Source organism: Ruegeria sp. CDSA193, from assembly GCF_059611885.1.
Map to the genome: position 1 here is coordinate 1 of NZ_JBXWPN010000005.1, position 26,704 is coordinate 26,704.

The 26,704-nt window shown below is 57.6% G+C and carries 21 protein-coding genes and 1 tRNA gene; 2 read left to right on the plus strand and 20 right to left on the minus strand.

Annotated elements, in window-relative coordinates; all coding sequences use genetic code 11:
- Nucleotides 1-121: 121 nt before the first annotated feature.
- Genes AC2FLG_RS10310 through AC2FLG_RS10330 form a run of 5 tightly spaced genes read right to left on the minus strand, consistent with a single transcriptional unit; the run spans nucleotide 122 to nucleotide 7,067 of the window.
- Complete coding sequence (locus AC2FLG_RS10310) at nucleotides 122-2,752, minus strand: phosphoenolpyruvate carboxylase (protein ID WP_496706096.1); 2,631 nt, start codon at nucleotides 2,750-2,752, stop codon at nucleotides 122-124.
- Nucleotides 2,752-3,723 (minus strand): 2-hydroxyacid dehydrogenase, encoded by a 972-nt coding sequence (locus tag AC2FLG_RS10315; protein WP_281972635.1) that lies wholly within the window; start codon nucleotides 3,721-3,723, stop codon nucleotides 2,752-2,754. Before AC2FLG_RS10315 ends, AC2FLG_RS10310 begins: the two co-directional genes overlap by 1 nt.
- Nucleotides 3,723-4,613, minus strand: a complete 891-nt coding sequence (gene sucD / locus AC2FLG_RS10320; protein WP_496706098.1) for a succinate--CoA ligase subunit alpha — start codon at nucleotides 4,611-4,613, stop codon at nucleotides 3,723-3,725. The genes AC2FLG_RS10315 and sucD overlap by 1 nt, the downstream gene beginning before the upstream one ends.
- Entirely contained in the window at nucleotides 4,613-5,809 is a 1,197-nt protein-coding gene (locus tag AC2FLG_RS10325) for a malate--CoA ligase subunit beta (RefSeq protein ID WP_281972633.1), read from the minus strand. Before AC2FLG_RS10325 ends, sucD begins: the two co-directional genes overlap by 1 nt.
- A gap of 16 nt (nucleotides 5,810-5,825) precedes the next feature.
- A complete protein-coding gene (locus tag AC2FLG_RS10330) occupies nucleotides 5,826-7,067 on the minus strand; it encodes a pyridoxal-phosphate-dependent aminotransferase family protein (RefSeq protein ID WP_281972632.1) in 1,242 nt (413 codons plus the stop codon).
- A 219-nt stretch (nucleotides 7,068-7,286) separates the two neighbouring features.
- On the opposite strand from AC2FLG_RS10330, the gene AC2FLG_RS10335 reads away from it, so the two are divergent.
- Complete coding sequence (locus AC2FLG_RS10335) at nucleotides 7,287-7,916, plus strand: response regulator transcription factor (RefSeq protein ID WP_246097171.1); 630 nt, start codon at nucleotides 7,287-7,289, stop codon at nucleotides 7,914-7,916.
- A gap of 823 nt (nucleotides 7,917-8,739) precedes the next feature.
- Here AC2FLG_RS10335 and AC2FLG_RS10340 read toward each other — a convergent pair.
- Together AC2FLG_RS10340 and AC2FLG_RS10345 are read right to left on the minus strand one after the other, a co-directional pair.
- Nucleotides 8,740-10,860, minus strand: a complete 2,121-nt coding sequence (locus AC2FLG_RS10340) for a CHASE2 domain-containing protein (RefSeq protein WP_496706100.1) — start codon at nucleotides 10,858-10,860, stop codon at nucleotides 8,740-8,742.
- A gap of 181 nt (nucleotides 10,861-11,041) precedes the next feature.
- The gene (locus tag AC2FLG_RS10345) at nucleotides 11,042-11,833 is read right to left on the minus strand and encodes a FecR family protein (RefSeq protein WP_246097172.1); all 792 of its coding nucleotides are present in this window, start codon (nucleotides 11,831-11,833) and stop codon (nucleotides 11,042-11,044) included.
- A gap of 495 nt (nucleotides 11,834-12,328) precedes the next feature.
- Between AC2FLG_RS10345 and AC2FLG_RS10350 the strand changes: the two genes are divergently transcribed.
- Nucleotides 12,329-12,418, plus strand: a tRNA-Ser gene (locus tag AC2FLG_RS10350).
- Between the two features lie 386 nt (nucleotides 12,419-12,804).
- Here the strand turns inward: AC2FLG_RS10350 and AC2FLG_RS10355 are convergent.
- The 13 genes from AC2FLG_RS10355 to ahbB (AC2FLG_RS10415) form a co-directional block, all read right to left on the minus strand.
- On the minus strand, nucleotides 12,805-13,707 hold the full coding sequence (locus AC2FLG_RS10355) for an FAD:protein FMN transferase (protein ID WP_496706101.1): 903 nt from the start codon (nucleotides 13,705-13,707) through the stop codon (nucleotides 12,805-12,807).
- On the minus strand, nucleotides 13,704-14,219 hold the full coding sequence (locus AC2FLG_RS10360; protein WP_142635212.1) for a nitrous oxide reductase accessory protein NosL: 516 nt from the start codon (nucleotides 14,217-14,219) through the stop codon (nucleotides 13,704-13,706). Before AC2FLG_RS10360 ends, AC2FLG_RS10355 begins: the two co-directional genes overlap by 4 nt.
- Nucleotides 14,216-15,037 carry an ABC transporter permease gene (locus AC2FLG_RS10365; protein WP_271948643.1) on the minus strand — a complete coding sequence of 274 codons (822 nt, stop codon included), beginning with the start codon at nucleotides 15,035-15,037 and terminating at the stop codon, nucleotides 14,216-14,218. The genes AC2FLG_RS10360 and AC2FLG_RS10365 overlap by 4 nt, the downstream gene beginning before the upstream one ends.
- The gene (locus tag AC2FLG_RS10370) at nucleotides 15,034-15,927 is read right to left on the minus strand and encodes an ABC transporter ATP-binding protein (protein ID WP_271948641.1); all 894 of its coding nucleotides are present in this window, start codon (nucleotides 15,925-15,927) and stop codon (nucleotides 15,034-15,036) included. The genes AC2FLG_RS10365 and AC2FLG_RS10370 overlap by 4 nt, the downstream gene beginning before the upstream one ends.
- Nucleotides 15,917-17,173, minus strand: a complete 1,257-nt coding sequence (locus AC2FLG_RS10375) for a nitrous oxide reductase family maturation protein NosD (RefSeq protein ID WP_496706103.1) — start codon at nucleotides 17,171-17,173, stop codon at nucleotides 15,917-15,919. The genes AC2FLG_RS10370 and AC2FLG_RS10375 overlap by 11 nt, the downstream gene beginning before the upstream one ends.
- A gap of 3 nt (nucleotides 17,174-17,176) precedes the next feature.
- On the minus strand, nucleotides 17,177-19,084 hold the full coding sequence (nosZ, locus tag AC2FLG_RS10380; RefSeq protein ID WP_281972625.1) for a TAT-dependent nitrous-oxide reductase: 1,908 nt from the start codon (nucleotides 19,082-19,084) through the stop codon (nucleotides 17,177-17,179).
- Between the two features lie 14 nt (nucleotides 19,085-19,098).
- The gene (locus AC2FLG_RS10385; protein WP_496706403.1) at nucleotides 19,099-21,222 is read right to left on the minus strand and encodes a 4Fe-4S binding protein; all 2,124 of its coding nucleotides are present in this window, start codon (nucleotides 21,220-21,222) and stop codon (nucleotides 19,099-19,101) included.
- 598 nt (nucleotides 21,223-21,820) lie between these two features.
- Nucleotides 21,821-22,012, minus strand: coding sequence for a hypothetical protein (locus AC2FLG_RS10390; protein ID WP_496706105.1), 192 nt, complete (start codon nucleotides 22,010-22,012; stop codon nucleotides 21,821-21,823).
- 28 nt (nucleotides 22,013-22,040) lie between these two features.
- Nucleotides 22,041-23,594 carry a cytochrome D1 domain-containing protein gene (locus AC2FLG_RS10395; protein WP_496706106.1) on the minus strand — a complete coding sequence of 518 codons (1,554 nt, stop codon included), beginning with the start codon at nucleotides 23,592-23,594 and terminating at the stop codon, nucleotides 22,041-22,043.
- Nucleotides 23,569-24,783: a heme d1 biosynthesis radical SAM protein NirJ gene (gene nirJ, locus AC2FLG_RS10400; protein ID WP_496691877.1), complete on the minus strand. Its 1,215-nt coding sequence runs from the start codon at nucleotides 24,781-24,783 to the stop codon at nucleotides 23,569-23,571. The genes AC2FLG_RS10395 and nirJ overlap by 26 nt, the downstream gene beginning before the upstream one ends.
- On the minus strand, nucleotides 24,771-25,271 hold the full coding sequence (ahbB, locus tag AC2FLG_RS10405; protein WP_496706108.1) for a siroheme decarboxylase subunit beta: 501 nt from the start codon (nucleotides 25,269-25,271) through the stop codon (nucleotides 24,771-24,773). The genes nirJ and ahbB (AC2FLG_RS10405) overlap by 13 nt, the downstream gene beginning before the upstream one ends.
- The gene (locus AC2FLG_RS10410) at nucleotides 25,268-25,717 is read right to left on the minus strand and encodes an Lrp/AsnC family transcriptional regulator (RefSeq protein ID WP_496696565.1); all 450 of its coding nucleotides are present in this window, start codon (nucleotides 25,715-25,717) and stop codon (nucleotides 25,268-25,270) included. The genes ahbB (AC2FLG_RS10405) and AC2FLG_RS10410 overlap by 4 nt, the downstream gene beginning before the upstream one ends.
- Nucleotides 25,714-26,703, minus strand: coding sequence for a siroheme decarboxylase subunit beta (ahbB, locus tag AC2FLG_RS10415; RefSeq protein WP_496696563.1), 990 nt, complete (start codon nucleotides 26,701-26,703; stop codon nucleotides 25,714-25,716). The genes AC2FLG_RS10410 and ahbB (AC2FLG_RS10415) overlap by 4 nt, the downstream gene beginning before the upstream one ends.
- Nucleotide 26,704: the final 1 nt, after the last annotated feature.

Genomic DNA, 26,704 nt, shown 5'->3' on the forward strand with positions numbered 1-26,704 from the left:
CGCTGACGGCCCAGCTCGGACGTGATCGAGCCGAACAGCTCTGGGTCGCGCGCTGAGAGAGACTGGGTGAAAAAACCTTGAGTGCGTTGCGGGGCGTTCACTTTGAAACCTCCTAAAAGGGTTAGCCGGTCCAGCCAAGGCCAGCGGAAATAGCGTTCATCGATTGCAGCAGGGGAACAGGAACCGATCCTGCCTGAGGCTCGGTTCGAGCTTGTCGCAGCAATTCGACCTGCAGCGCGTGAATGTGGGCCAGTTCAGACCGTTTGCGATCAAACCGCTCGCACAGGCGAGGGAAACGGTGTCCGATAGTTTGTCCTCCCGTCAGAAATTGCACTGCACCGCAGGCGCTATCGTATTCCGCTTTGATTGACTGAAAGACGATTTGTCGGGTGTTCTCATCGTGCACTAGTTCGCCGTATTGTGCGGCGATGCCCATATCCGCCTGATAGAGCGATTTCTCCATCTCATCGACGGCAAGGCGGAACAGCCGGGAGTGCTGAAACATATCCTGCAGCACTTCATCACCGCGCGCGCCACGAAATTTGCGGAAGCTGGCCATTGCGGCCCCGAAACCATACCAGCCCGTGATCAGGTGGCGGTTCTGCGACCAGGCAAAAACCCATGGAATGGCGCGCAGATCATCCAGACTGGCCGCGCCAAAGCGACGTGCCGGACGAGATCCTATTTTCAGGCGGGCTAATTCCTCGACCGGGCTGGCCTGCTGGAAATAGTCCAGAAAGCCTGGCATCTTCAAAAGCGAGACATAGGTTGTCTGTGACAGTTCCGACAGAGCATCCAGCGCGTCGTCGAACTCGGGCCGTGCCAGGGTTTCGCCGGGATTGGCGGTATGACGCAACGTGCTTGAGAGGAGCAGTTCCAGATGGGCCGCGGCTGTTCCGCGGTTGGCGTATCTGGTCGAAACAACTTCGCCCTGTTCAGTTACGCGCAAGCGCCCGGAAATTGTTCCGCTGGGCTGCGCAGCAATCGCCCGCCCAGTGGGAGCGCCGCCCCGACTGACTGAGCCGCCGCGTCCATGGAAAAACGTGACCTTGAAACCTTGCGAAGCCAGTGCCGTCACGATGCGACGTTGGGCGCGCTCCAGCTCCCATGTTGAGCAGAAATACCCGCCATCCTTGCCGCTATCTGAATACCCCAGCATCACTTCGATTTCATTTCCATCGGTTTTGAGGCTGCGGCGGGCAAGCGGTACTGCCAAAACGTCCAGCAGGATCGCAGGGGCATTGCGAAGATCTGCAATCGTTTCGAATAATGGCACAACTGAGATATCCAGTGTCTCGGACCCGAAACCGGAATAGCGGGCCAGCAGGTACACACCGAGAATATCATCGGCAGACCGGGTCATGGACAGGATAAATGGCCCAATTGCCTTGGGGTCCGGCCCCGAGCGAACACTATGAACAAGCGCTAAAAGCGCCAGCATTTCCTGCGCCTGATCGCTCAGCGCCTCGCGGTTTTGATAGGGCAGGTTTTGATCTGCCAGCTCTGATCGCAGACGGGTAGACCAGTCGGGCGTGCCATATTCCGGTGCATGTCCGGATTGCGACCAAAGTTCCGTCAGAACGTCATTCGTGACGGTTGAATTCTGACGAATATCCAGGGTTGTGGTTCGGAACCCGAAAACCATAGCGGCACGGCACAGCGGACGGATATGCCTCTGTGCTAGGACGTCGGCGTTGACCGCGCACAAAGCCGCATCAAGTGCCCCAAGATCGCTTACGAATTGTGAAATGTGATCATAGCCGCCATCGGTCAGCCGATAGCGAATGGCATTGAGAGCTTGCCGGAACGGTTCGTTTCGATTGCGACCGCCGTCCGGAGTCCGGTCGATAATTTCTTGTACACGTGCACGGTTTGACTCAGGAAGCGGCAATATGAGCGCGCTAATGCTCAAACGGCTTGCAGCTTGATCGATGGCCTGACGATAAAGATCCTGAACCGTTTCACGGCCGCGTTGCAGGGCCAGTGCGGTCATCTCGGTTGTGACATTCGGATTGCCATCCCGGTCGCCGCCAATCCAGCTGTGAAAGCGAATGTTGGGTGTTTTGGCTAGAGTCTGACCCAACACATGCAGGCAGGCCTGATCGAACCGATCCATGACCTGCGGGACGGCGTCAAAGATTGCATCCCGGAAGAATTGCAACCCCCACTCGATCTCGTCGCGCAGGCTTGGGCGCGACAGGCGAAGTTCGCCTGTCAGCCACAAAAGATCAATCTCGCCTTCCAGACCATTCAGCAATTCGGTGCGTTCGGTCGGGGTCCATCGTTGCACTTCAAGACTGACAAGATTGCGGTAGATCCGCCGGTGAATTTCCAAAACGGTGACCCGTTTGGCCTCGGTCGGGTGCGCGGTTAGGGTGGGACCGGCGCATAGGTCAGCCGTCAGTTTTTTTGTCTGGCTGTCCGTTAATTGCAGTTCAGACAACACCTCGGCAAACCCGCCTTCGACCGCTTCCGCGCCGCTTAGGGTCTCGGTCAGGCGCCGGTCCCGGACATGGGCGTTTTCATCAATGATGCGTAACAGTTGGAACCAGATCGATAGGGCTTGCAGATACGGCGTTGCCTCGAGCCCTGTAGGGATGGGTTGCAACGGCATGGCCTCGGCCCATGTCGCCACATGCGGCGCCCGCTTCGACAGAATATTCCGCCACAACGCCCGCAGTTCCGAGCGCAATTCCTCGGCATAGCCCGAAGGGTCCGGGGTGGACGGAATATTGCGGGCCAGCGCTTGCATCAGATCACCTGGTCCCGCGGGGTGCGACCTGCGAAGAAGTCGGCCAGATTGTCGAGTACGCGAAAGCCCATGGCCTCGCGCGATTCTTTTGTGGCGCTACCCAGATGGGGTAGCATCACCAGGTTGTCGCATTGCAACAGATCCGGGCTAATGCGAGGTTCGCCATCGAACACGTCCAAAGCAGCCCCACCGATCGTGTCGAACATCAGCGACTGCACAAGCGCGTGCTCATCCACGACCTCACCGCGCGCAGTATTGATGAGGAAGGCGTTGGGCTTCATCAGATCCATTCTGCGCCCGTTGATCAGGTGCCGGTTTGCGGCCCCACCCGGGCAGTGCAGTGAGACGAAATCGCAGTGCGGCAGCAGATCGTCCACGGTATCGACCTGAGTTGCGTTGAACTGTTTCAATACCTCGGACGAGACAGTGCTGCGGTTCTGGACAAGAATATTCATGCCGAACCCATGGTGCGCGCGACGGGCCATTTCCTGACCGATGCGGCCAAAACCGATGATGCCCAGAGTCTTGCCGCTGACCTTGGTGCCGACCAGATGGGTCGGACGCCAGCCGGTCCAGCCGCCCGCGCGCAGCTCACGTTCGCCTTGGCCGGCGCGGCGGGCTACCATCAGCAGCAATGTCATGGCCAGATCAGCCGTGCATTCGGACAAGACATCCGGCGTATTGGTTACGGTCATACCAAGGCTGCGCGCAGCGGGTTCACAGATATGGCTGTAACCAACTCCATAATTGGCGAGGATTTTGGTTTGCGCCGCAGATACGTCCAGTGCCTCGGCGCTGAGCGTGTCGGTGACCGTGGGCAGAACCGCGTCATAGCGTTTCAACGCGTCGCGGATCTCGGCCGGGGACAATGGTTTGTCCCCGATGTTGAGTACGGTGTTATAGTTTTCGGCCAGTTGCGCCTCGACGGCGGCGGGCCAGCGACGGGTGACAAGGACCGAAGGTTTGACCATCACGCAGCCTCTCCCATGACGCGGGCGATGGTCTCGCCAATTACCGCAGGGTTTTCAGCAACAGTCACACCTGCCGCCGATAGGATTTCGACCTTTTCCGAGGCGCTTTCGCCAAATGCCGAGATGATAGCCCCGGCATGACCCATGGTCCTGCCTTTGGGTGCGGTCAGACCGGCGACATAGGCCACGACGGGTTTGGTGACGTGGTCTCGGATATACTCGGCCGCCTCGGCTTCCTGAGGGCCGCCGATTTCGCCGATCATGGCGATGACCTCGGTGTCCTCATCCAGTTCGAACCGCTCAAGGATATCGCGGAATGACGAGCCGTTGATCGGGTCGCCACCGATACCGACGCTGGTTGAGACGCCAATGCCACGCTCCTTCAGCTGCGCCGCAGCTTCATAGCCCAGCGTGCCCGAACGACCGATGATGCCGACATTGCCCGGCAGGTAGATATGGCCCGGCATAATCCCCAGCAGGGCCTTGCCAGGACTGATGGTTCCAGCACAGTTCGGGCCGGTCAGCACCATGCGATTGTCCTTGGGATAGCGATACATATAGCGTTTGACGCGGATCATGTCCTGCGCCGGGATGCCGTCGGTTATGCAAACGCAATAACGGATACCGGCATCTGCGGCCTCCATGATCGAATCCGCCGCAAACGGGGGCGGCACGAAGACAAGGCTGGCCTCTGCGCCGGTGGCCGTGACCGCCTGTTTGACAGTGTCGAAGACAGGCACGCCTTCTACGATTTCGCCGCCCTTGCCAGGGACGACACCGCCAACAACATTGGTGCCGTATTCCAACATATCCTTGGTGTGAAAGCGCGCCATACGTCCAGTGATGCCCTGAACAATAACGCGGGTGTCGCGGTCCAGAAGAATGCTCATTACACAGCCCTCATCTTGGTGTTTTGGGTCAAATCGTTTTGCCACGCACCAACGGCGCGTTCGGCAGCTTCCATCAATGTTGTTGCACGAATAATCGGCAGGCCGGACTTGGCGAGTATTTTCTGACCTTCTTCAACATTCGTCCCGGCAAGGCGCACGATGACTGGGATGTCGATATCCAGTTCCTTCAGAGCCTGCACGACGCCTTCGGCTACCCAGTCGCAGCGGTTGATGCCGGCGAATATGTTGACCAGAACCGCTTGGACGTTCTTGTCGGACAGTACCAATCGGAAAGCTTTGGCAACACGTTCTGGTGACGCGCCGCCTCCGATATCGAGGAAGTTTGCAGGCTCTCCCCCGGCCAGCTTGATCGTGTCCATCGTCGCCATGGCCAGACCGGCACCATTCACGATGCAGCCGATATTGCCGTCCAGCCCGACATAAGACAGGCCACGATCCGCCGCGCGGCTTTCACGGGGGTCTTCCTGGCTTTTGTCGCGAAGCTCCGCGACCTGCGGGTGGCGGAACAAGGCGTTGTCATCAAAGCTCATCTTGGCGTCCAGCGCCAACACGCGATCGTCACCGGTGATGACGAGCGGATTGATTTCAACCATGGTCGCGTCCAGCTTGTTGAAAGCGGCGTAACACCCTTGGAGGGTGCGGACCATGTTTTGGATCAGACGGGGCTCCAGTCCCAGATTGAAGGCAATCTCGCGCGCCTGAAACTCCTGCAGACCTACCGCAGGTTCGACGATGGAGCGGACAATGCTTTCAGGGCGTTCTGCGGAAATATCCTCGATCTCCATTCCGCCCTCGGACGAGGCGACGATCATCACGCGTTGGCTTGAGCGGTCGAGCACAAAACCCAGATAGATTTCCCGATCGATCGGAACGGCAGATTCGACGTAGACGCGATAGATGCCTTTGCCATCGGGTCCGGTCTGATGCGTCACCAGCTTGCGGCCAAACATCTCCTCACAGGCTGCGTATATTTCGCTTTCCGAATTGCACAGCTTTACGCCCCCAGCTTTGCCGCGGCCACCTGCGTGAACCTGAGCCTTTACAATCCACTTGTCGCCGCCCAGCTCACGTGCACGATAGGCAGCTTGCTCGGGGCTGTAGGCCAAGGCCCCCGAAGGGACTTCGACGCCGAAATTCGAAAGAAGTTCTTTCGCCTGATATTCGTGGATATCCATCTGCATTTCCTCCCGTTTATGCAGCGATAGATGTGCCGTAGCGGCTTTCCAGAAGCGCTTCGATCGCTTCGAGATTCACCGAACCACCCATCTCGCGGATTGCTTCGGCAAACAAATGCACGATGCGGCCGATCGACTGATGATTCAGTTGGTTCAGGATGCCGATGCGGACCTGAACAGGTGCGCTGAGGGTTGGCCAGATGCCAAAGCCCCGGGCCCGGCAATTCTGCACCAGCTCCATTTCGCGGCCTGCAAGTTCAGCGGGCAGGTTCAGCACCACAAGGCTGGACATGTCCGAGGTGACCTCGCAGCCCATCGCAATGACGGCATCGCGCAGCACGGCCTCGTGCGTTTTGTAGGCATGCGCGCGCTTCGCTAGCCCCTCCTGCAGGGTCAGGCGTAACGATTCATGAAAGGCCGCGACGGCATAGCCCGAATGTGTTCGGTGATATGTGCCTTTTTCAACATCCTGGCCATCGACGATGCCCCAGTGGCGGGCCTCGAAAATGGGATTGTGAACATAGCTGTAGGCACCCGTTGCTTTCAGGCTGTCGATATATGCGTCGGTAAAACTGACGGGAGCATAGGTAAGCGGCAAGCAGCACAGGCCCTTTTGCGGACAAGAGGCCCAGCCCGCGATGCCCGGATAATCATCAACCCGGAAATCTTCGACACCCAAAGACGAAACGGCGTCGATCAGACCCATTGCACCATGGTGCTCGCAGGCATCCGAGAAACCGCGCAAATCATTGATGCGTCCTGATCCCGTTTCCCAATGTGCCATAAACGCCCATTTGGGCTTGTGTTCAGCCAGTGCGGCTTCGACCATGTCACCGGTCACCGACTGACCATGCGGCACGTCGATGATCGTGACACTGGCGGCCTGCGGATCCAAGGGGTTGGCAGCATGTTCGTCCGGTGTCGCTGCCTTGATCCGAAGGGTCAGTGTATCGATGCCCGAAAAGGTCCCGTTGTTGAACGCAACAACCTTGTCACCGGGCATGACAGCCGAGAACATGGTGTCCAAAGCGCTCCAACCAGTGCCCGCGACCGCAAAGGTGTATATGTTCGTGGTGCCCCAGATTTCGCGCAGCATGTGCTTGCATTCGATCATGCCGCGCAAAACGTCGCCCTGCATGTGATCCGCAACTCCGGCGCTGGAAAAGGCTTGTAGAACGCGCGCGTCTGTATTGCCTGGCCCGGGGCCTGCGGCCAGCGTCTCGGGGATTTCGAGCGTTGGATAAATCTGGAAAGTCATTGCGATCCTCCTTGATCGTTGGGGTGGTCAACCACGCCCAGACATCTCGTTGTGGATCAGGAAAGCCTTGCTTGCGTCATCGCGCAACGTAACTTACTACTGCTTTAGGACTTCTAATGGGATGGGGAAAAACCTACCTGTATTGGCAAGAATACCGAAGTATACCAAGTTTTGCCCTATACGAATGGGTAGTTTCTTGAGGATTTGGATGTAAAATCAATGACAGAGCCTTCACAACAACCGATTGACGTCATGCTTGCCGACAACAATCCGCTGGTCTTATCGGCCATGTCAGAGATTTTTGAACGTGATCCGCGATTCTCTTTGGTTGCCACATCGGCGACTGCTGAAGGGTTCCTGGGCGCGGTCATGAGAGTTCCGGTCCAGGTGTGTGTGATCTCCTGGAGCTTGCCGGTTCTTGGCGCGGCCAAATTGATCGAGGTTTTGCGAGAACAGGAAGGCGCGCCCCGTTTTGTCATTTACGGCGATGATGTCGGAGATGTTCCGCGCCTTGCAATGCAGGCAGGAGCTGCGGGGTTCTCATCCCGGTCTGGTGAAGTTGAAGCGTTGCTGGAAACCTGCGCGGACGTGGCTGCTGGCAAGATGGTGTTTCCCTTCATCGATGTCCGCCAGATGCAACAGAATCCGATCCACAGCCTGTCGCGGAAAGAGCGCGCGATTCTGGAAGCTCTAGCCAAGGGCATGTCCAACCGCGAGTTGTCCAAAGAGCTTCAGATATCGACCAATACCGTGAAATTTCACCTGTCAAACATTTACGAAAAACTATCGGTTAAAAATAGGACGCAGGCCATCGCGTATTACTATTCGTCTAATGCGGCCTCACATTAGATAGATTTGCCCAAATGCTCCAATGGTGTGGTCATTCTGTTGGTCGCGTGATCGGCCTTTCTTAGGGACCCGTGGGGAATTGGGTGGCGGTTTCGGAAAAGCTCTGATCGACGGCGACGGTCGCAATGCAAACCTGAACATGTTCTTCGATAGCTCTGCGCGCGAAAGAGGTCACGGCTGTGTCCGACGCGGAGGCATCGTAGATTACAGTTGGTTGAGCTTCGATACTATATCGAGTTGGAAACAGAAACACGTCAATCTCATCATATAATTGCTGCTTTTTTTCGCCATATAGCGGGCCGTCCCATCTGATCTCGTCTTTGGCGACGGCGGCTTTGATCGAGGTCAGGTCTTGCTCCAGTGGGCCGGCCCGGCCAGGATCATTTCGACTTTAACCCCGAGAGAGAGTGCAGAGATCCGGCTGCTTCAGGAAAATCGTACAGCCCTTTCTCGCGGGACAGGTTGCTTAGAAGCCCGACCCGCAAATGGCCAGGAGACTGCAGGCTGGTCTGTGTTTGGGGGAGAAAAACGCGTTTTCGGCGACGTGCCATTTTTGATTGCTTCGGTAAGCGTGTAGGCGCCAAACAAGGTCAGGATAGTCGGAACATAGGCCATAATGGCGTCTGTTTCACGATGAGCATCCAATTGGGTCAGCTCGGTGCAGTAAGGTGCTGATCCAGTTTCTTCAGGCCAAAAGTAAGGAGCCAAGTTCAGGATGGATGATTTGGCCTTAGCCATATGGTTCCCAAACTTCCGTGCCTGCTTCTGGGTGGTTCTATGGGGTTCACATGCTCGCTTGAAAGTTGCAATGGCTCTGGGCCCGCTAGGCCAGATTTTGTCCTTCACGGGCGTGATGACTGAACAACAGCTTGTTTGATTGGACATCGGACAGAAAATCCGCAGTGCGCCCAGACAGCGCTCGATAAAAGGTTAGAAGACCGGGTTCGATTTCTTTGGCAATGTCGATGCAGTTTTGGCGTAGCTCATCGGTGCGCTCCAGCGGTTCACGCGCACGTATGGCCGACAAAAGTTGAGCATGCGCATCGCGTAAGTTCTGGAATGCCTCGCTGTCGAGCATGTCCTGATCGCCAATCAATATGTAAACGGGCTCCAGGTTCTTTTTTCCTTTCAGGTCCACAAACCCAGCTTCCAACATCGCCAACTCTTGTTTGCCTAGAATGTAAACTGAATTCGAAACCAGGATGTCATAGTCGACATGTCGGCAGCTTTGTTCGATCCTGGCGGCGACGTTCACCACATCTCCGATCACAGTATAATTGAACCGCCGCCGCGACCCGATATTGCCCACACAGGCCTGTCCTGTCGCGCAGCCAGTGGCCAGCGCAATGGGTGGCCGTTCGCGCATGATTTCGGACCTATTGAACTGTGCCAATGCACCGCGCATCATCAAGGCTGCCCGTGCAGCGCGACAGGGATGATTTTCGACCGGAAGCGGAGCGTTCCAGAACGCCATGACTGCGTCGCCGATGAATTTGTCGATTGTGCCTCGCTCGTGCAAAATCTGATCTCCGACCTGTGAAAACAGCTCATTCAGAATGGCGACGAGCTCCGTGGCCGAAACCGACTCGGATAACGGGGTAAATCCACGGATGTCGGCGAACATGACGGTGATCTCTTGTGTTTCTCCACCAAGGACCAACTGATGGTCCGAGCCTTCCATTTCATCCAAAATTTCAGGAGCGACATAGTGAGAAAAAATCTTTCGGATCGCTCTTTTCTCGCGCTCGGTCGAAATGAATAGATATCCGGCCAACAGCCCGAAATTCGCCATCCCACCAGCAAGTGGGAAGGTTGCATCAAATAATACGAGTTGATTTTGAAAGGCCATCCAGCTGATCAGCACAACTACGGCTGCAGATACGCCACCCGCAATGAAGGATGCGACCGCACCAAAGCTGGACATGACGGCGACGACCACTAACCCCAGTAAGACGAATGAGACCAACTCAAGCGCAGCGGTCACATCGGATCGGCTGAGCATTTCGCCCGTTAGGACCTGTTCAAGTAACTGCGCGTGGATCGAGACGCCGGGCACGGATTCTCCGAGCGAGGTCTGGTGCATATCAAACAGACCCGCCGCAGAGGTGCCAACAAGAATAATCTGGTTTTCGATCCGGGACCGCAGCGCAGGATCATCCGGATTCGTCATAACGTCATTGGCAGAAACATACAGTTCAGGCTGGTCTCGCCTGTACCGGATCCAGACTTCGCCGTTCTGAGTTGTTGGCAATCGAAAATCGCCCAGTTCAAGCGCCAGCATGACACCGGATTCATCGGGCGCGCCCTCGGCGAAAATGACTGTTTCCCCCATGGCCACCCTAAGGGCCTCAATTCCCAGGCTTGGCAGGGCGCCATCCGGTCCCCCCCAAAGTACCGGGACCCGGCGGACCACACCGGTCCCACCAAGTGGTGAGACATTCACGCCCCCAATGCCTGTTGCATCTGAATAAAGTGGCGGAGCAGGTGGGGTCCAATGCGGAATCTGGACGAGCCCTGAGGTCGGAGACTCACCGATCTCGATGATCCCCGCCTTGGATATGACGGGCTGACCATCATCGGCCACACGGGCCGCTACACCCAGAACAACCGGCCATTTGGCGATTTCGGCTCCGAAAAAAACATCGTTGTCCAGGTTTTGGGCGTCTTCATCTACCGAGAGCACCTCGGCCAACGCAGGGTCTTCCAATAATCGAGCAGGCGAATAGCGGTCGGGTTCGACAAACAGCATGTCAAAAGCGATGACCGCAGCGCCATTTTGGCCGAGGTTTTCAACCATCTGAGCCATGAGATTGCGCGGCCATGGCCATTGCCCCCAGTTGGCCAGTGACTGTTCGTCTATGTCGACAACACGGATTGGCAGGTCGGGGGTGTAATCGCGTGGGGCCATGCGCTGAAGGATGTCGAAATATATCAGCCGAGTCATGCGCACGGGAAATGGATCTATGACCCTGACAAAGCATCCAAACAGGATCAGGCACAAACCCACAAGGCGAAAACCCCTGCGGCGAGTGCTCCGTTCTTTCGACTTAACCGTCACGGTTGCCTCCGAAGACAGTGGTCGCTTTCACTGCCCGACATTACCGATTACCCATATCAGCCGATGCTCAGTTAACAGGTCTATTCGGTTTCGTATCCGGCGCTGCACCGCCTTCTATACTGGGCGCCTCAACGGGTGCAGATGCTACCGAAGCCTTCACCGCTTGCCGCTGCGGGGGCGCTGGGCGGGGCTCGGGAGCGTCGGATTTTTCGATGGGCTGCACTGGTGCTGATTCTCCGGCGCAGCCTTCGATATTCACGCGCAGCGGACTGAGAAGCCGTTCCTGAGACTGAATGAACGGAAATCCATTTTTCACTGCTTCGTCGTACTGTGCCTGATCGGCCGGGCGGCCCACCTTGCCTTTTTGACTGGTGGCAAACAGGCTGCATTGACGTCCAGTTGATCTGCAGCCGCCTTTCAGGCCGCACATCTGCACGGTGCCTTCCAGCACCAGCATCGAGCTTTGGGTGCCAGGCACAACCCACATGTCGAATATGGTCCCACGCACAGCCATTGTCGCAGTGGGGGTCTGGATGGAATAGGCACGTTTTCTGCTGTTGCCCGAGATGAAACGAAAGCTTCCACCCAAGGCCTGAACGGCAAAATTCTTGGCCTTCTTCTTGTTTCGCAACATGGTCACATCCAGCGCCATCTTTGCATTAGGCCCTATCGCGATCTTCGTTTCGTCAACAAAGATCAGCTGAACTACCCCTCTGCTGTCTGTGGATATGGAATCACCCGAGGCAACTTCCATGCCTTCAAGCAGTGGCCGGGAATTCCCGGCTCGGGTAATTTCTGCGCCTTGTTTGACGCTTACGACAGTACCAATGTTGGCCAGGATCTGCGACGGCAGTATCAAAACACAACAGGAAACACACAACACTCTTAACCAGACCAAACTAATTATCCCTTCCCCAAGGTTATTCCAGAGCGCAATGCGCCCGCTGCCCGGTCTGTGCCTCGTGGAATTTATTTCTTTGTATTATTTGTAAAAAATCTAAGCAAATATGCCTTAATGCCTATGTGTTTGGCAAGTTTTCTATGAAGCTGGAGAAAATTCCCACCTAATTGGGCTGACCCGGAGCTTCGGAAACTCTCTGTTTGTACATTGCCGGTGTCTCGGACAGGGCCCTTTTCAAATCAGTGTTTCGTTGGGCCGTCGCTCGCTTTCCCAGCCGATGTCTCTTGGGTCTGATCGCCTTATGGAAGGCCCGGCAGACACGCATTGCGGGTGACGTTTCGCGGCTGCCTTTGATCAAGCCAGAAAGCCATAGACATCATGGATTTGACTTTTTGAAGATTTTTTCACGAGGTCCCTTGTATTTCTTGGCGCTTATCGAATACACCGGCCAGCGGAGACGTGGCCGAGTGGTCGAAGGCGCTCCCCTGCTAAGGGAGTAGGCCCGGAAGGGTCTCGAGGGTTCGAATCCCTTCGTCTCCGCCACCAAATCTTCATATGATGTTTTTGTGATGGCTTACACGTTTTGAAGGCTTTACCCGCCACATCCGCCAAGAAATAACGTGATCGGAAGGTCGGGTGTTCCGTTTCCAGCACTCAATGACCCGGCCCTTCGAAATCCTCGCGGGACGCGGTAGGTTCGAAGCTTGCTCTCGTGATCGACCATTGGTGCCTGGATTGTTAGCAAATCCGCTTATACCACCGAAACCGGTACCGTTGGTGTTGCAAGAGCCGGCACTACTGGGGTGTTTCTGAATTCGGATGACTGTTCGGTATGAGGCTGCTGGCGCTCGAAAGGTTGACCGCCGGTAAAGTTGATTCAGCGGACAGGTCCTATTTGCCGATTTGACTGCCTTGGAACAGACTGCGGATTATCCGCTCAACTCCAAACTGGCCAATGGAAAACTCTGCAGAATTCTACGCGTCCATTCCTTTGGGGCGGCGCAAAGGGCTGTGGACAGACCGTCAGCTAAGGCTGCATTGGGTGCGGAAATGGAAACAATGTGGTTGCTTGGGCTTGGGCCGAATGGGTTCAGGATATGGCCGTGGTCGCCCGGCAAGAGCGTGCCTGCAACCGATGATGTGGCTACTGAGCGTTCTTGCAAAGTGATCTTCTTGAGGACTGTATTATTGTGACCCGCAAGGCCGACCCGCCAGTCTTGCCCGTCACTTCGCTGACCCATTGCCGCGATTTCTCCCATGTTAACCAGAACATCGCGTAAGCCAAAGGACCGTAACAGCGCCGCAATGCGATCGGTGATTGCGCCTTGTGCGATACCGTTCAATGTCAAGGCTGAGACACCGGGCTCCGGCAACTGGATAGCATCAGCGTCATATCGGACTCGGTGCCAGCCGACAGTTTCTTGGGCGGCAGTCAATTCAGATGCGCTGGCGCGCGCGGCCATCGCCCGCCAGACGGGTTGTATTGTGGGGTCAAAAGCCCCGTCTGATGCACTGTGAAGGGTCGAACACAGGCTCAGTACATTCAACAGCTCGGGGGCCGGCTGCTGCAGCAACCCGCTTCGGTTCAGCTCTGAAATCTGTGATCGCGATCGGTACAGACTAAAGATATCTTCCAGCCGGTTCAGTTCAGCTTCGATTGATGTCAGCAGGGGCGCCGCCTCTGCCTCAGAAAGGCCAACAAGGTCAAGGCTGGCCCTGGCCCCCAGCGCGATGCCACGCCAATGCGCGACTGGTGCGCCAGATGCGGCCGCCGGTAGCGCGGCGCATGCCGCAGACATGATCAGAAAACGACGTCGGGACAAACGGCTCATGCTGGTGTCTCCAGTTTCAAGTCCAGATCGACGGGGCCAAGCACTTCGGCGTCGGGTATGTCAGTCAGGGGCAAAGCGGACCCTCCGTACAGGATGATGAAGCTGTCCGCATCGGTCGGGTCGGCAAAGGGCACGACCTCGCGCGCGCCCATGCCGCCGGCGACATTGGCTCCGACGACGAAAGTCGCACCTTCGGCATTGATCCAGTTGGATTGACCTGGTTGATGCCAGCTTGGGGCGGTTCCCATATCGCTGACATAGATTGCAACAATGGCTGCCTCGCGTTCGGGGCTCTTGAGATAGGCAACCATATCGCGAACCTGTGCAAAAAACAGTGGTGTGGGATAGCCGTCGAGGTGAATCTGCCCTTTTGGACCGCCATGTTCAGCAATATTCATCTGGCAAAAAAAGCTGAGTGCGTCTGGCGTCAAATCGACTGGGTCAGGCGCGGCAATCTGTTCTTCCTTACAGGCAGTCAGGGCGAGTAGAGCAATCAGGAAAAGACGCTTCATGGCTCGACCCTTCGGAACGCGAGCCGGGCAAGTGCAAGGCCTAGCAGGGGCCAGATCAGCAAAGACAACGGGGCGGCCCAGACGGGCAGAGCCTGCGCAGCGCCGGTCATGCCGGATGCCATCGCGACGCCCTCGGTTGCGGCGATATTCCACAGACGGAAAGCGTCGGCCGGGTTGGCCACCATCACCCATGGAAAGACGGATTGAGTGAAGGTGCCGCCCTTGTCCATGACGACGGCCCCCAACAGGCCCAGATCATAGAGGACGACAAAAACCAGCCAGAGCCCGGCCGACAGACCTGCTGCCGCCGTGGCCCCCTTTGCCAGGGCGGACAGCAAGTATCCCAATGCCAGAAACACGGCGCCCAGCACGATCGAAGTGAGGATAAGACGGACCAGAGCCAACAGGCTTTCTGGACCGGCACCACCGAACCATGCTGCCACCGCGCCAGCCGTGCCAAATCCGATGGTCATCGCAAAGGCAAGCGCCGACAAATGGGCGGTGAATTTTCCCAACAGGATTTCTCCGCGCCCGGCGGGATAGGACAAGAGCAGCGATAAGCTGCCCCGATCCACATCGCCTGCGATGGCGTCAAAGGCAATCATCAGTGCCAGTAGGGGGGCAAGATAGACCGACAGCGTCGTCATCGAGGCAACCGAGACAGTCAGCATATCAACGCCAAGCGTGCCTGTGGGTGCACTGCCTGCAAAGGTAAGTGCCAGCGCGAATAACACCATGATCAGTGTCGCCATCAGCAGCCAGCGGTTGCGGCGCAAGATCAACATTTCAGTGCGGGTGATGGCGAGGAAGCGGGTCATGGCCTCTTCTCCTGTGCATAGTAGCGATAGAGATCTTCCAGCTTAGGAGGTGTCATTTCCACATCTGCCACCGCATCGCCCAATCCGGCGATCCGGCGCAGGGCCTCCATCTTGTCGTCGACGGTGCAGAGCAACTCAACGGACGCGCCATTGATCCGGCTGCCGCCCAGTTTGGCGGCCAAGGCGTCAGGGTTAGAGCTGGCGCGCACCTTCAGGCGGATTGGCAGACCCGCCAGCGCCGAAAGGTTGTTTAACGTGTCATCGGCCACCATCCGGCCCCCGCGCATGATTGCGATCCGGTCTGTGCGGGCCTCGACCTCAGTCAGGGCATGCGATGCGATCAGGACGGCGGTGCCTTTTGCGGCCAGTTCGTCGATGATGGCGTACAGATCCTGCCGAGAAATCGGGTCCAGTCCGCTTGTCGGCTCGTCCAGCAATGCCACTTTCGGCTGGCCCAGCAGCACTTGCGCCAATCCCAGACGTTGCCGCATCCCCTTGGAGTAGGTCCCGATCCGTCGGTCCAGCGCGTCGCTGAGGCCAACACGTTCCAGCAGGCCGGGCACATCGGCCTTGGATCCCGAGAGCTGCGCGAACAGAGTCAGCTGTTCCCGGCCCGTAAGCGCCGGGTGGAAGGACACCGCCTCGGGCAAATACGCCGTATCCCGTCGCGCCTGCGCACTGCCAGGAGTGGCGTTTCCGATCCGAATGGCTCCGCCTTCAATCGGGATCAGACCAAGGATGGATTTGATCAGGGTCGATTTGCCGGCGCCGTTATGACCCAGTAGCGCCACGCGCTGACCAGGGGCAAGAGACAGGGTGATGTCGTCAAGAACGCGGGTTTTGCCTCGGTCCTTACAGACGTTGTTTATCGTCAGGGCCTTATCCGTCATGAGGCACCTTTTTCATAGCTGAGGGTTCAGGGGCTCGCATCAATGGATTGCTGTCCATCACACCCCCCGGCAATAGTGCCGGGAAGGCTGATTGCGACCAGCGCACCAGCTGCACGGCAGGGGAGCCGAGCAGCAGCTTGGCTGCGGGTTGGGTCCACAGCACATGGTCCATCGAGTCATTGGGGCGATAAGGGGCATCAGCGACGCCGTTGCCATCCACATCATAGGCGGCGAAATCGGACCAGTAATTGCCGCGCCCATCTTCAGACCACTCGACCCACTTGGTCGAAACGTATTTCACCTGAGTCCGGTTTCCGACAAAGGCGTTGCCGACGATACGGTTACGTTCTGACCCAGCAGTGAAGTGAATGCCGATGCCGCAACCCTCGAACCAGTTGTCGGTGAATTCGTTCTTGTTCGAGTTATACAGGAAGGTGCATTTCTCCTTTGCACCCTTAACGACATTCCCGGAAATCACGCTCTTGTTGGCATAATTCAGCATCACACCATGTTCGCGATCATCAATCGACACATTGCCGGTGACTTTGACATTGGTCGTGAACATCACCGCATAGCCCAGATCATTGCCGATCGAGACGTTATCGCTGACCACCGAGTCGTCGGCATACATGTAGTGCACCGCAAACCGCAGATCGCGGAACAGGTTTCCAGTAAAGGTGTTCTTCTTGGACGAGTTCACAAAGATCCCATCGCGCCCGTACCGGATATCATTGTCTTCGACCCGCGCACCCGGTGCGTTCCAGACATAGACGCCGTTGCCGCGGTCATTCATCCGCTTGTCCTGACGCCCTTCGATCCGGTTGCCGCGCACGACGCTGTCCTTGGCGCCGTGGATGTCGATGCCATAGAGATTGCCCAGCAACACATTGCCTTCGATCACCGGCGCATGGGCCGTTTTGACCAGCTGAATGCCACTGTCGATCCCATCATGGCTCGAGCCCGAACCAATCACGGTCAGACCGCGCACGGTCACGCCCGGTCCGGTCACGGTGATGACGCTGCCGACGCCTTGTCCGTCAATGGTGGCCTGCCCCAGCCCATCAATTGTGACGGGCCGGTCCAGAACCAGTGTTTCCGAATAAACGCCGGGGCTCAGGCGAAGGGTGTCTCCATCCGCCGCCTGCGCCAGTGTTTCATTGATGGCCCCCGCCCGGTTGGGCACATCCCAATCCGCCGCCCAAAGGGGCGAGCCGAGCAGGAGCGGTATGAGCAGTGGCCAATGCATGGGTTATGCTCCCTGCGGCTCGACCAGCATCCGGCCGCGCATTTCCATGTGCAGCGCGTGGCAGAACCACTGGCAATAGAACCAGTGCACGCCCGGACGGTCAGCGGTGAAGGTGACCGAAGCGGTCGCCATCGGCGCAACTTCCATCGCGATGCCGTAGTTGCCAAGACAGAAGCCGTGGGTCACATCGTCCACGTCATCCAGGTTGGTGATGTAGACTGTTACCTCATCACCCTGTTTGACGGTGAACTTCTCAAGGCTGAAGGTTGGGGCCTGCGAGGTCATATAGACCCGCACCTTGTTGCCGTCCCGGATCGGTTCCTCGGCACCATCTTCCAGATCGATGCCATCGGCCTCAGCCTGTTTGCGGGCGTCCTCCCAGGTGATGTCGTTACGGTCCCAGACGTTGACCGGGTTGACGATGTCAGCGCGCACCATGATCGAGTCATGCGGCTCCGCAAAGGTCGGTCCGTCGTGAACCACCTTCATCTCGTTGGTTGAGATATCGATCAGTTGCTCGTTCTCAGGCTTAAGCGGACCCGTGTTCAAGAACCTGTCTTTCGAGAACTTGTTCATCGAAATCAGCCACTTGCCATCAGCCTCCTTGGTTTCACCCATGGTGGTCGAGTTATGGCCCGGCTGATAATGCACATCGACCTTCGAGATGATCGGATCTACATCGGCGCCGCCGTAAGCCTCGATTGCCTTGTCGAGGTTCCACTTCACGATCTGACTGTCCAGGAATAGCGTGGTGAACGCGTTGCCCTGGCCGTCATAAGCAGTGTGAAGCGGGCCAAGACCCAGCTGCGGCTCACCCACGATGCAGGACCGTGGATCGGCATCACTTTCGAACAGGGCGTCCAGTTTGGTGACATCCATGATCGATACGGTCGGCGACAGTTTACCGTTGATGCAGACATGCTTGCCGTCAGGCGCAGTGTTGATGCCGTGCGGTGAGTTCGGGATCGGGATGTAACGGGTGTATTTCTTGTTCTGACCCTTACGGCCGTCCAGAACCTTGACGCCTTTCAGCTCCTGATAGTCACCTGCTTCGATACCTGCTTCGATTTCGGCGAGGTTGAAGACAACAACATGGTCCATCTCGTTCTCGGTCATCTCGGCCAGGTTCATACCCATTTCCGAGTTGTACGAGGTCGAATAGGCGTACTTACCCTGATAGTCGCAGTCGGTGTTGTCGAGGTTACCCGACACGATCACCTGCCATGCCACTTCCATGGTGTCGCCGTCTAGCGCGGTGAAGATGTTCACGTATTGCGACGGATCGTCCAGCACAGTGCCGTCATTGACCAATGGAGTTTCATCTTCGCCATTGGCAAAGACATAACCAGTGCGCGGGAATTTCTGCGGACGCAGACCATGAATCGCCTTGGCGTTCGGGATTTCGGTGATCTTGTCGCATTTCATCACGTCGCAGCGTACGCGAGCAACGCGCGTGTTGGCTTTGTCGTTCATGAACAGGTAACGGCCATCGTAGGTGCCGTCGGTGAACGACATATGCGGGTGGTGCAGGTCACCGTTATCGTAGGTTTTCATGCCGCGCTTGGCGAGGAATTCCTTGGTTTCCGGCAGCAGGCCATCGGTCATGATCTTCAGCGATTCATTGGTCTGACCCCAACCGGTGGCCGAACAGCGGTTGAACACCGGCACCCGCATCAGCTCGCGCATGGACGGGAAGCCCAGAATGCGCAGCTCACCGGTCTGACCCGAGGACCAGAAACCGTAGTATTCGTCCAACTCACCAGGTTCGAGATTGGCATTGGCCGCAGCGCTGGCCTGTTTTGCGGTCATCAGGGTTGATCCCAGACCGGTTCCGGCCAGCACGGCGCCAGTGGCGGTCGCCCCCAGCATACCGCGGCGTGTGACGGTTAGTTTGTTGTCATGTTCCGACATGATCGTTCCTCCTTTTAGGAAACGGTTTTCGGTTTGGCGTTTGGATGGTTCGCCGGTGGTTGTCCGAGTGGGGTCTTGAGATCGACCGACCCTGTCTTGGCCCGCCGTTTCAGTTGGCGGATAACGACGGGACATTTGTCCTCGGACTGGTAGAGCACCTGACAATGCAGGCAGGTGACGCACTCGTTCGGATTGATCTCACCTGTGGGGTGGATCGCCTGAACGGGGCATTCATTGGCACAGGTCTGACAGGGGGTGCCGCAGTCCTTGTAACGGCGTAGCCAGTCGAACATGCGCATGCGGGCCGGGATCGCCAGTGCTCCGCCCAACGGGCAGAGATAGCGGCAATAGAACCGCTCAACGAACAGGCCGATCCCCAACAGGGCCAGCGCAAAAACCACAAACGGCCAGTCGCGCATGAATTTCAGAATGATCGCGGTCTTGAAAGGCTCGATTTCGGCATACTTCTCGGCCAGCGGGATGGAGACAAAGCTGAGGCCGAAGAGACCCAAGAAGATCATGTATTTCGCGGGCCACAGCCGTTCATTCAGGCCCCAGGGCAGGGTCCATTGCGGCACGCGAAAAGCCCGCGCGATCTTGTTGGTCAGTTCTTGCAGCGCGCCAAACGGGCACAGCCAGCCGCAATAGGCACCACGTCCCCAGAACAACAGGGCGGCTGCCACGGCGAACCATTGGATGAACACCAGCGGGTCCAGTAGGAAGGCATCCCATGAGAAACCCGTGCGCAAACTGCCCGCCAGTGCCATCAGGTTCACCACGCTCAACTGGGCATTCGCGTACCAGCCGATGAAGAACAGGGTCATTGTCAGATAGCCGATGCGGAACCAGTAAAAGACCCGCGCGTTCATCGTGGCATGGAACTGGAAAAAGAAGGTCGCCGTCAGTATCAGCAGCATGACGCCCAGACCGGCAATCTCGACTGTGCGATCCTTCCAGATACGTTTCCAAAGAGCGGCTTTGGCGGCGGCTTCACCTGCGGCGTCATCCACAACGGTGGGGGCTACGACTGGCAACAGGTACTGCTCAGGCAGTTTGTAGCCCAAATCGAAGGTCAGGAATGTCTTTTCAACCGCACCGACGGCGCGTTGCACCAACAGTTGCAGGCGGAAGGGTTCGGCCGGATCAAACTCTGCCTCAGCGGGGATTTTGAAGATATCCAGCTCGGTGAAACTGGGCGCATCGGCGGCCGCCACTCTGCCCAGACGCTCTTGCTGTTTATCAAAGAAGCGTACCGAATTATCACCTTGAATCAGCTGAATACGGTCGAAAATCCCGCCACGCACATAGCCTGACCCCTTGAAGCTATAGGCGCCACGACCCAGCACCAGGATGGCTTGCTCGCCCTCGCCCAGCCACTCGGTCAGGTTTTGATACTCGGCCTCGCCCAGCAGCGACTTGCCGATCGACGGGACTGAAACCAACGCCAGATGCATGTCGATGAAGGTGTCGTCGGGCGCGCCCCGTTCACGGCGCCTGATGGCGCGCTGGTCGCCGGTGGCCTCGAACGCAGCGTTGACCTGACCGACATCCAGTGTCAGGCGTCGGACCGAGCCGTCACCCGAAAGCGTTGTCCAGTCATAAGTGGCGTCTTGTGCCATATCGACTTCGCGCTTCGGCCCGTCGGCCTGCAGCGGTGACAAGCCACCCAGCCCCAGCGCCCGCGCTACCTTGATGCCGCCACGCACGAGACTGTCGTCGATCACCATGATTGTGACAGTCGCGCCCGAGATAATGTCGAGGTCATGGCCCTCACCGCCTGTTTCAGCCTCAACCCTAAGGTCCAGGCCGGCATAGCCTTCGGTCAGTTCGACCATGCGCGCGTTCGGGATCCCGATCAGTACGATGGGTTCCGAATGCTTGACCAGCTTAACGCCAGTAAGCACTGCATCATTGTCGATCGCTGCAACGACGTGAATGGGTTTGCCGGAATAGCCTGTGGTGCCCACGAAATCCGAGGTCAGAAAGGCCCAGGCAATCGTTTTGCCCCCTTTCAGGATCGGCGCAACCGGAATGTCTTTTCTGATCGGGCCAAATGCCTCGGCGCCGGGGATCAAGTCCGCGGGCTCAAGTTCTGGCAGAAAGCTGGCTAGGCTGTCGGCATGTGCGCTGATCGCCATCAGGCAGGACAGAAAAAAGGCCAGCAGGAAATGGATTGCGCGACTTACGACCACGACGCACCTCCGATGATTGGGGTGGACGCCATGGACGCGCGCGGGGCGCGTTCGGTTTTAAATTCTGGTGCAGGGGGAGGACCCCGGGTTTCTGGCCACAGCCGGTCAGAGCCATTTAGCTCGAAGGACCTGTTGTTTTGGCAAGATAAGAATTGAACCCTTCCTCGTTGCGTCACTTCCAGCGGCATGGGCAGAGGTGCGGCACCGGTCACGGCGCACAGCGCGCAATCGGCGCATTTGGGGCAAGGTGCGGTCGGGTCTGCATCGCCTTTTTCAAGATCAACCTCGACCCAGACCGCGCCGCCCTCCGAGCAGATCTCAACCCACATGCTTTGTCCGGGACTCGCCAGCGCCGGGCTAAGCAGCTGCAAAAGCAGAAGGATTATACCTGCCACCGCACAAGCTGCGCGGGACGCGCAAACAGCTGAAATGTGCAAAGGATTTTGGGCGGGCATGGAGAATCCAACTCGGTGATCTTTCCCAAGTCCTAAGAGATTCCCGAAAGCAGATACTTGACTTCGGTTAGGCCTTTGGAGAATCCGACCTAGCCGTCTGCTTCGTCCATCAAACTGCGTACCCAGCGCCCTGCAAACCGGCAGGCAGGTACACCCAATGGGATTGACCACAGGATGGCGGTGACAGGCTCAATCACTCCGAATCCGGCGCTGTTGGCGATCAGGCCAGCCAGAAAAAGGTTTATGGCCACGGTCAGCGCAGACGCTGGATACAGCAACATGGCCAGTTTCCACACCGGCCATTTGCCCTCAGTGGCTGGTTCCTTCCGAGAAGGTGATTTTGTTCCAGACATTGTACTTTCCCGAAGGTTTGCGCATCGGCAGACGGCGGACCTCTTCCAGTGTTTTTGCATCATAGATGATCACCGCGCCGTCATCTTCCCAGATCGAAACCAACGCATGGCTTCCGTCCTTGGTGAATTCCACATGGGCCACGGTTTTGCCCGGCGCTGGGCGCAGGGTCCGCACGATCTCAAGGCTTTGCTTGTCGATCACATGCATCACATCCTTGTTGGGCCCAAAGAAAACATCGGCCCAGACATATGGCGAGTTTTCATGGCTGCGCATGAAAAACCCCGGCCCTTCGGTCTTGATCCGCTTGACCGTTTCCCATGTCTCCATATCGATCACCGAGACGGTGCCATCAGTCAGGTGCGGCGTTGCCATCACAGTTGTATCGCCGCGCCGCCAGGTAATCCCGGAACCCAGATGCGGCATGCCGGGCAGATCCAGGTCAGCCACTTTTTGGCCAATGACCAGATCAATCACCTGACCGCCGTTCCCGTCGCGAGATGCGCCCATGACGTATTCATAAGTCTGGTCGAAAAAGAAATCGTCCAGATAGTCGGGCGTAGTGATCTTGCGTACTGGGAAAGGGTTAGGGTTCTTGAACTGCCCTTCGATACGAAAATCGTGTGCCAGCCCGGATTGGGGTGGATTGGCGCCATAGAAGACCTCCCAAATCTCTGGCACATCCTTCAAGGCCAGCACAAAGCTTTCCCGTGGCGGAGCTTGATAAACGGCCGAAACGCGGCTGGGATTACCTTTCCTGCTTTTAATCTCGATCACTTTTGCCACCGAAAGATCCCGGGTGGACAAAAGGGTCAGGCTGTTGGGTAGGTAATTCGCCACCGCCAGCCATTTGCCATCGCCTGACATGGCAATGTTGCGGCTGTTTAGTCCCGCCCGCACGCGACCCACCTGTTGCAACGCCCAGATGTCATATTTCTGGACCCAGCCATCGCGGGACATGATGAACACGTAACGTCCATCGGGGCTGAACTTTGGGCCGCCATGAACGGCAAAAGGAGTTTCAAATCTGTCCAAAACCTCAAATGTGTCACCGTCCAGAACGCTGACATGGTGGTCTCCGGTTTCCACCACCAACGTGATGTTCATCGGATCACTGGACCAGACGGGCGCATCAATCTCGACATAGTCTGCGTCCAGCGTTCGGCTGGCCATGATGTCCGCCTCGGCCCAGTCCGGGGCGGTCTCGAGCGGGGATTTCAGCCAACCTGCCAACTCCTCGATCTGCAGGGTGTTCAGATTATGCGCAAAGGCTGGCATCTGGGTGGCGGTGCGCCCTTCGGCGATCACGGCGGCAACCCGCGGCCCGCGCATGCGTTTTAGCGTTTCGGGTATCAAGGCCGGACCAACACCGCCCAGCCGGGTGTCACCATGGCAGGACGCACAATGTTCGGCATAGTCGGACTGGGCGTCGGCCCATGCGGCGCTGGTCAGCAGAAGCGCGCACAGTGTTCCAAGCGTCCGAGCCCTAAAAGAACTGATGCGCCGGATCATGGCTTTTCCCCCGGAAAGGTGTGACCTGCAGGCGTTTGCCCGCTTTATCCACGCCAATTTCATCGTTTGACAGGTAGCAGGCCGGGTCCTCGGCCCAGGGATCGCCCGTCAGCTGCAGGGCCCGAATGCGCGTGTTGCCACCGCAAACATCCCTGAGCTGACAAACTCCACAGCGCCCTTTCAGCGGACGCGGGCGAGTGCGCAGCATGGCCAGCATCTTGTCGTCCCCGGTCCACAACTCGGAAAACGGCGTCGTTTTCACATTCCCGACCGTGTAATCTGACCAGTAGGTGTCGGGATGGACCCGACCAAGATTGTCGATATTGGCCACCCCCAACCCGCTGGAGTTCCCGCCCCAGGCCGCCAAATGCGCACGTATATGCGAGGTCTTTTCGGCATCAAAATGCGTCCTGACCCAGTTCAGAAAATATCCGGCGTCGGCATCGTTATTGCCGGTGACGATATCCAGCGGGCGCCCGCCCGAGGCAGCCTCCCACGCACGGTCCAATAACAGATCCAGACCTTTGCGCGTGCGCAGATGCTCGGCATCCTCGCCCCTGTTCTTGTCGCCGCGACCGGCGTAGACCAGATGAGACAGGTAGAATTTGTCGACCCCCTCATCATCACACAACTGCAGGAGATCGGGCAGATGGTGCTGTGTGCCCTCGGTCAAACAGAATCGCAAACCAACCTTGATGCCGCGTTTCTTGCACTCGCGCACGCCGCGCAGGGCATCTGAAAAGGCGCCCTCGACACCTCGGAACCAGTCGTTTGTGGCCCCGATCCCGTCAAGTGATATGCCGACATAGTTAAAGCCGACATCAGCGATCATATCGGCGGTTTCATCGTAAATCCGCGTGCCATTCGTCGACAGCGCCAGCATCGGCACCAATTTGCGCGCCCGGTTGGCGATATCAAAGAAATCGAACCGATCCAGCGGTTCCCCCCCCGAGAGGATCAGGGCCGGGACGCGAAATTGGCCGAGATCCTCAAGGGTTACCATGGCTTGCTCGTGGCTGAGCTCACCCGGGAACGCGACATCCGCCGAAACAGTATAGCAATGGCGACATTTCAGGTTGCAGCGCCGGGTCAGATTCCAGATGACCACCGGCTTAACCGGGCCGGGGCGGCGCTTGCGCACGGGGGTCGGGGTGACCAGTTGCTGCATGTATTCAGTCAGGCGGAACATGGCGTTTGGCCTTTCGGTTTCAGGCGCAGCCCGGTCTTTTTCAGGATGCGCGTTGAATACAGGATGTCCTTGGCCCGGCAGGCACTGCCCAGAATACCGGCAATCTCGGCCCGTTTTTCTTCGACTACACCCCTGTCTTTGCCATGCACCATGGCGAACAGGTTGTAAGGCCAGTCGGGCAGGGCACGTGGACGTTCATAGCAATGGGTGACAAAAGGCAGACCGCCAATATGTGCCCCCAAATCAGCGATTTGACTGTCATCGACGTCCCAGACTGTCATGCCGTTCGAAGTCATGCCCAGTTTGTAGTGGTTCGGGGCTGCGGCGATACGACGTATAACGCCGCGCGCCTTAAGTTCTACGAGGCGATACAGCAGCGCTTGTTCGTCCATCCCAAGGCTTTCAGCGACCCGAGCGTAGGGCGAAGGCACCAGGGGCAATCCGCCCTGCAGAACCTCGATAATCAGTCTGTCTTTTGCGTCGATCATGCCGCCACCCGGAAGCCGATGAAGAATTCCTGCAACTTGGGAAATCTGAGAACTTCGATCCCCGTCTCTTGTTCGATCGCATCGGCGCAGGCCTCAATCCCTTGGGGCGTTTCGGTGGCCAATACGAACCACATGTTCAGCCGGTGCGTACGTTCATAATTATGGGCAACTTCGGGATGCGCATTGACTTTGGTCAGGACGGATTCAAATGCCTCTGTCGGTATGGCCATGGCACATAGGCAAAAAGCCCCGCCCATCGCGGCCGCGTCAAAGAACGGGCCAAAGCGCGTGATGACCCGTTCATCCTTCATCCGTGATAGGCGAACCAACAGATCCTGTTCCGAAATCCCCAGTTCTTGGGCCACCATCGCATAGGGTTGTGAGGTCAGAGGTAAGTCGTCCTGCATTCGGTTCAGGATTGCCCGATCAGTTTCGTCCAGGGTCATGCCGCTGTCTCCTTGGGTTGGATCAGCGCGCCGGTCTGTTTGAAACAGCGAGTCGAAAACAACACCTTGTGCTGCGCGCCAAACAGCTCAGGCAATGCCGCAGCCCCGGCCAGGACGTTTCGCGCTTCGCTGCGCGAGCGGGCGTGGATCATGGAATACAGGCGGTAGGGCCAGATGTTTTCAACGGGTCGACGCTCATAACACAGTGTCACGCCAGGGTATTTTGCCAGCGCAGGTCCGGCACGATCGACCTGATCAGTTGGCATATCCCAGACCACCATTGCATTGGCCGACCAGCCCAGTGCCCGGTGTCTTACGATCACGCCAAGACGCGAGACAATTCCAGCCTCGTGTAAGATCCGGATCCGCGTCATGGCGTCCTCTGGTTTACGGTCCAAAGAGGCGGCCAGTGCTGCGTAAGGTTCGCAAACCAGCGGTAAGCCGGAACTAAGCGCCTGCATCAACGAGCGATCACCCTTTTGCAGAACGGAACAGTCCACCTTGCGCGGTGCTGGTACGTTGCGTTGCTTGCCTGTCATTCGAAAGCCCAAATCAACATTGAACGGCCGAACCAGACGCAAGTCCAAAACCTGCAAACCGGTTTGCAGGCCAATCCGGGCCAGAGTGGCGTCCACATGCGCGCGATCAGGGCCGGTCGCTACAAACCAGAGGTTCCATTTGTCCTCGCGTTGATAATTGTGGTTCACACCGGGCTCTGCGTCGATCAGGGCGGCAATGTCCTCCAGATGCTCCTCGGGTGCGGCCACCGCGGCCAGAGTGCTGGCCGTCACCGCGCCCGGAGTGATCGTGGCCCCGACCCGGGTGATCCGGCCGGTCGAACGCATTCGCGCCAGACGGTTCAGCACTTCAGCTTCGTCCAGCCCCAGCGCCTTGGCCACTGGCTGAAACGGGCGGTCGACAATCGGAAATTCGCGCTGAAAATCGTCCAGCAGGCGACGGTCGATCGGGTCAGTGATATGTTGCATG

What these genes read in the sequence shown, in the direction of transcription:
- AC2FLG_RS10310 (WP_496706096.1), bottom strand. Translation starts at nt 2,752, where the DNA reads ATGCAAGCGCTGGCCCGCAATATTCCGTCCACCCCGGACCCTTCGGGC.
- AC2FLG_RS10315 (WP_281972635.1), bottom strand. Translation starts at nt 3,723, where the DNA reads ATGGTCAAACCTTCGGTCCTTGTCACCCGTCGCTGGCCCGCCGCCGTC.
- sucD (WP_496706098.1), bottom strand. Translation starts at nt 4,613, where the DNA reads ATGAGCATTCTTCTGGACCGCGACACCCGCGTTATTGTTCAGGGCATC.
- AC2FLG_RS10325 (WP_281972633.1), bottom strand. Translation starts at nt 5,809, where the DNA reads ATGGATATCCACGAATATCAGGCGAAAGAACTTCTTTCGAATTTCGGC.
- AC2FLG_RS10330 (WP_281972632.1), bottom strand. Translation starts at nt 7,067, where the DNA reads ATGACTTTCCAGATTTATCCAACGCTCGAAATCCCCGAGACGCTGGCC.
- AC2FLG_RS10335 (WP_246097171.1), top strand. Translation starts at nt 7,287, where the DNA reads ATGACAGAGCCTTCACAACAACCGATTGACGTCATGCTTGCCGACAAC.
- AC2FLG_RS10340 (WP_496706100.1), bottom strand. Translation starts at nt 10,860, where the DNA reads ATGACTCGGCTGATATATTTCGACATCCTTCAGCGCATGGCCCCACGC.
- AC2FLG_RS10355 (WP_496706101.1), bottom strand. Translation starts at nt 13,707, where the DNA reads ATGAGCCGTTTGTCCCGACGTCGTTTTCTGATCATGTCTGCGGCATGC.
- AC2FLG_RS10360 (WP_142635212.1), bottom strand. Translation starts at nt 14,219, where the DNA reads ATGAAGCGTCTTTTCCTGATTGCTCTACTCGCCCTGACTGCCTGTAAG.
- AC2FLG_RS10365 (WP_271948643.1), bottom strand. Translation starts at nt 15,037, where the DNA reads ATGACCCGCTTCCTCGCCATCACCCGCACTGAAATGTTGATCTTGCGC.
- AC2FLG_RS10370 (WP_271948641.1), bottom strand. Translation starts at nt 15,927, where the DNA reads ATGACGGATAAGGCCCTGACGATAAACAACGTCTGTAAGGACCGAGGC.
- AC2FLG_RS10375 (WP_496706103.1), bottom strand. Translation starts at nt 17,173, where the DNA reads ATGCATTGGCCACTGCTCATACCGCTCCTGCTCGGCTCGCCCCTTTGG.
- nosZ (WP_281972625.1), bottom strand. Translation starts at nt 19,084, where the DNA reads ATGTCGGAACATGACAACAAACTAACCGTCACACGCCGCGGTATGCTG.
- AC2FLG_RS10385 (WP_496706403.1), bottom strand. Translation starts at nt 21,222, where the DNA reads ATGGCGATCAGCGCACATGCCGACAGCCTAGCCAGCTTTCTGCCAGAA.
- AC2FLG_RS10390 (WP_496706105.1), bottom strand. Translation starts at nt 22,012, where the DNA reads ATGTTGCTGTATCCAGCGTCTGCGCTGACCGTGGCCATAAACCTTTTT.
- AC2FLG_RS10395 (WP_496706106.1), bottom strand. Translation starts at nt 23,594, where the DNA reads ATGATCCGGCGCATCAGTTCTTTTAGGGCTCGGACGCTTGGAACACTG.
- nirJ (WP_496691877.1), bottom strand. Translation starts at nt 24,783, where the DNA reads ATGTTCCGCCTGACTGAATACATGCAGCAACTGGTCACCCCGACCCCC.
- ahbB (WP_496706108.1), bottom strand. Translation starts at nt 25,271, where the DNA reads ATGATCGACGCAAAAGACAGACTGATTATCGAGGTTCTGCAGGGCGGA.
- AC2FLG_RS10410 (WP_496696565.1), bottom strand. Translation starts at nt 25,717, where the DNA reads ATGACCCTGGACGAAACTGATCGGGCAATCCTGAACCGAATGCAGGAC.
- ahbB (WP_496696563.1), bottom strand. Translation starts at nt 26,703, where the DNA reads ATGCAACATATCACTGACCCGATCGACCGTCGCCTGCTGGACGATTTT.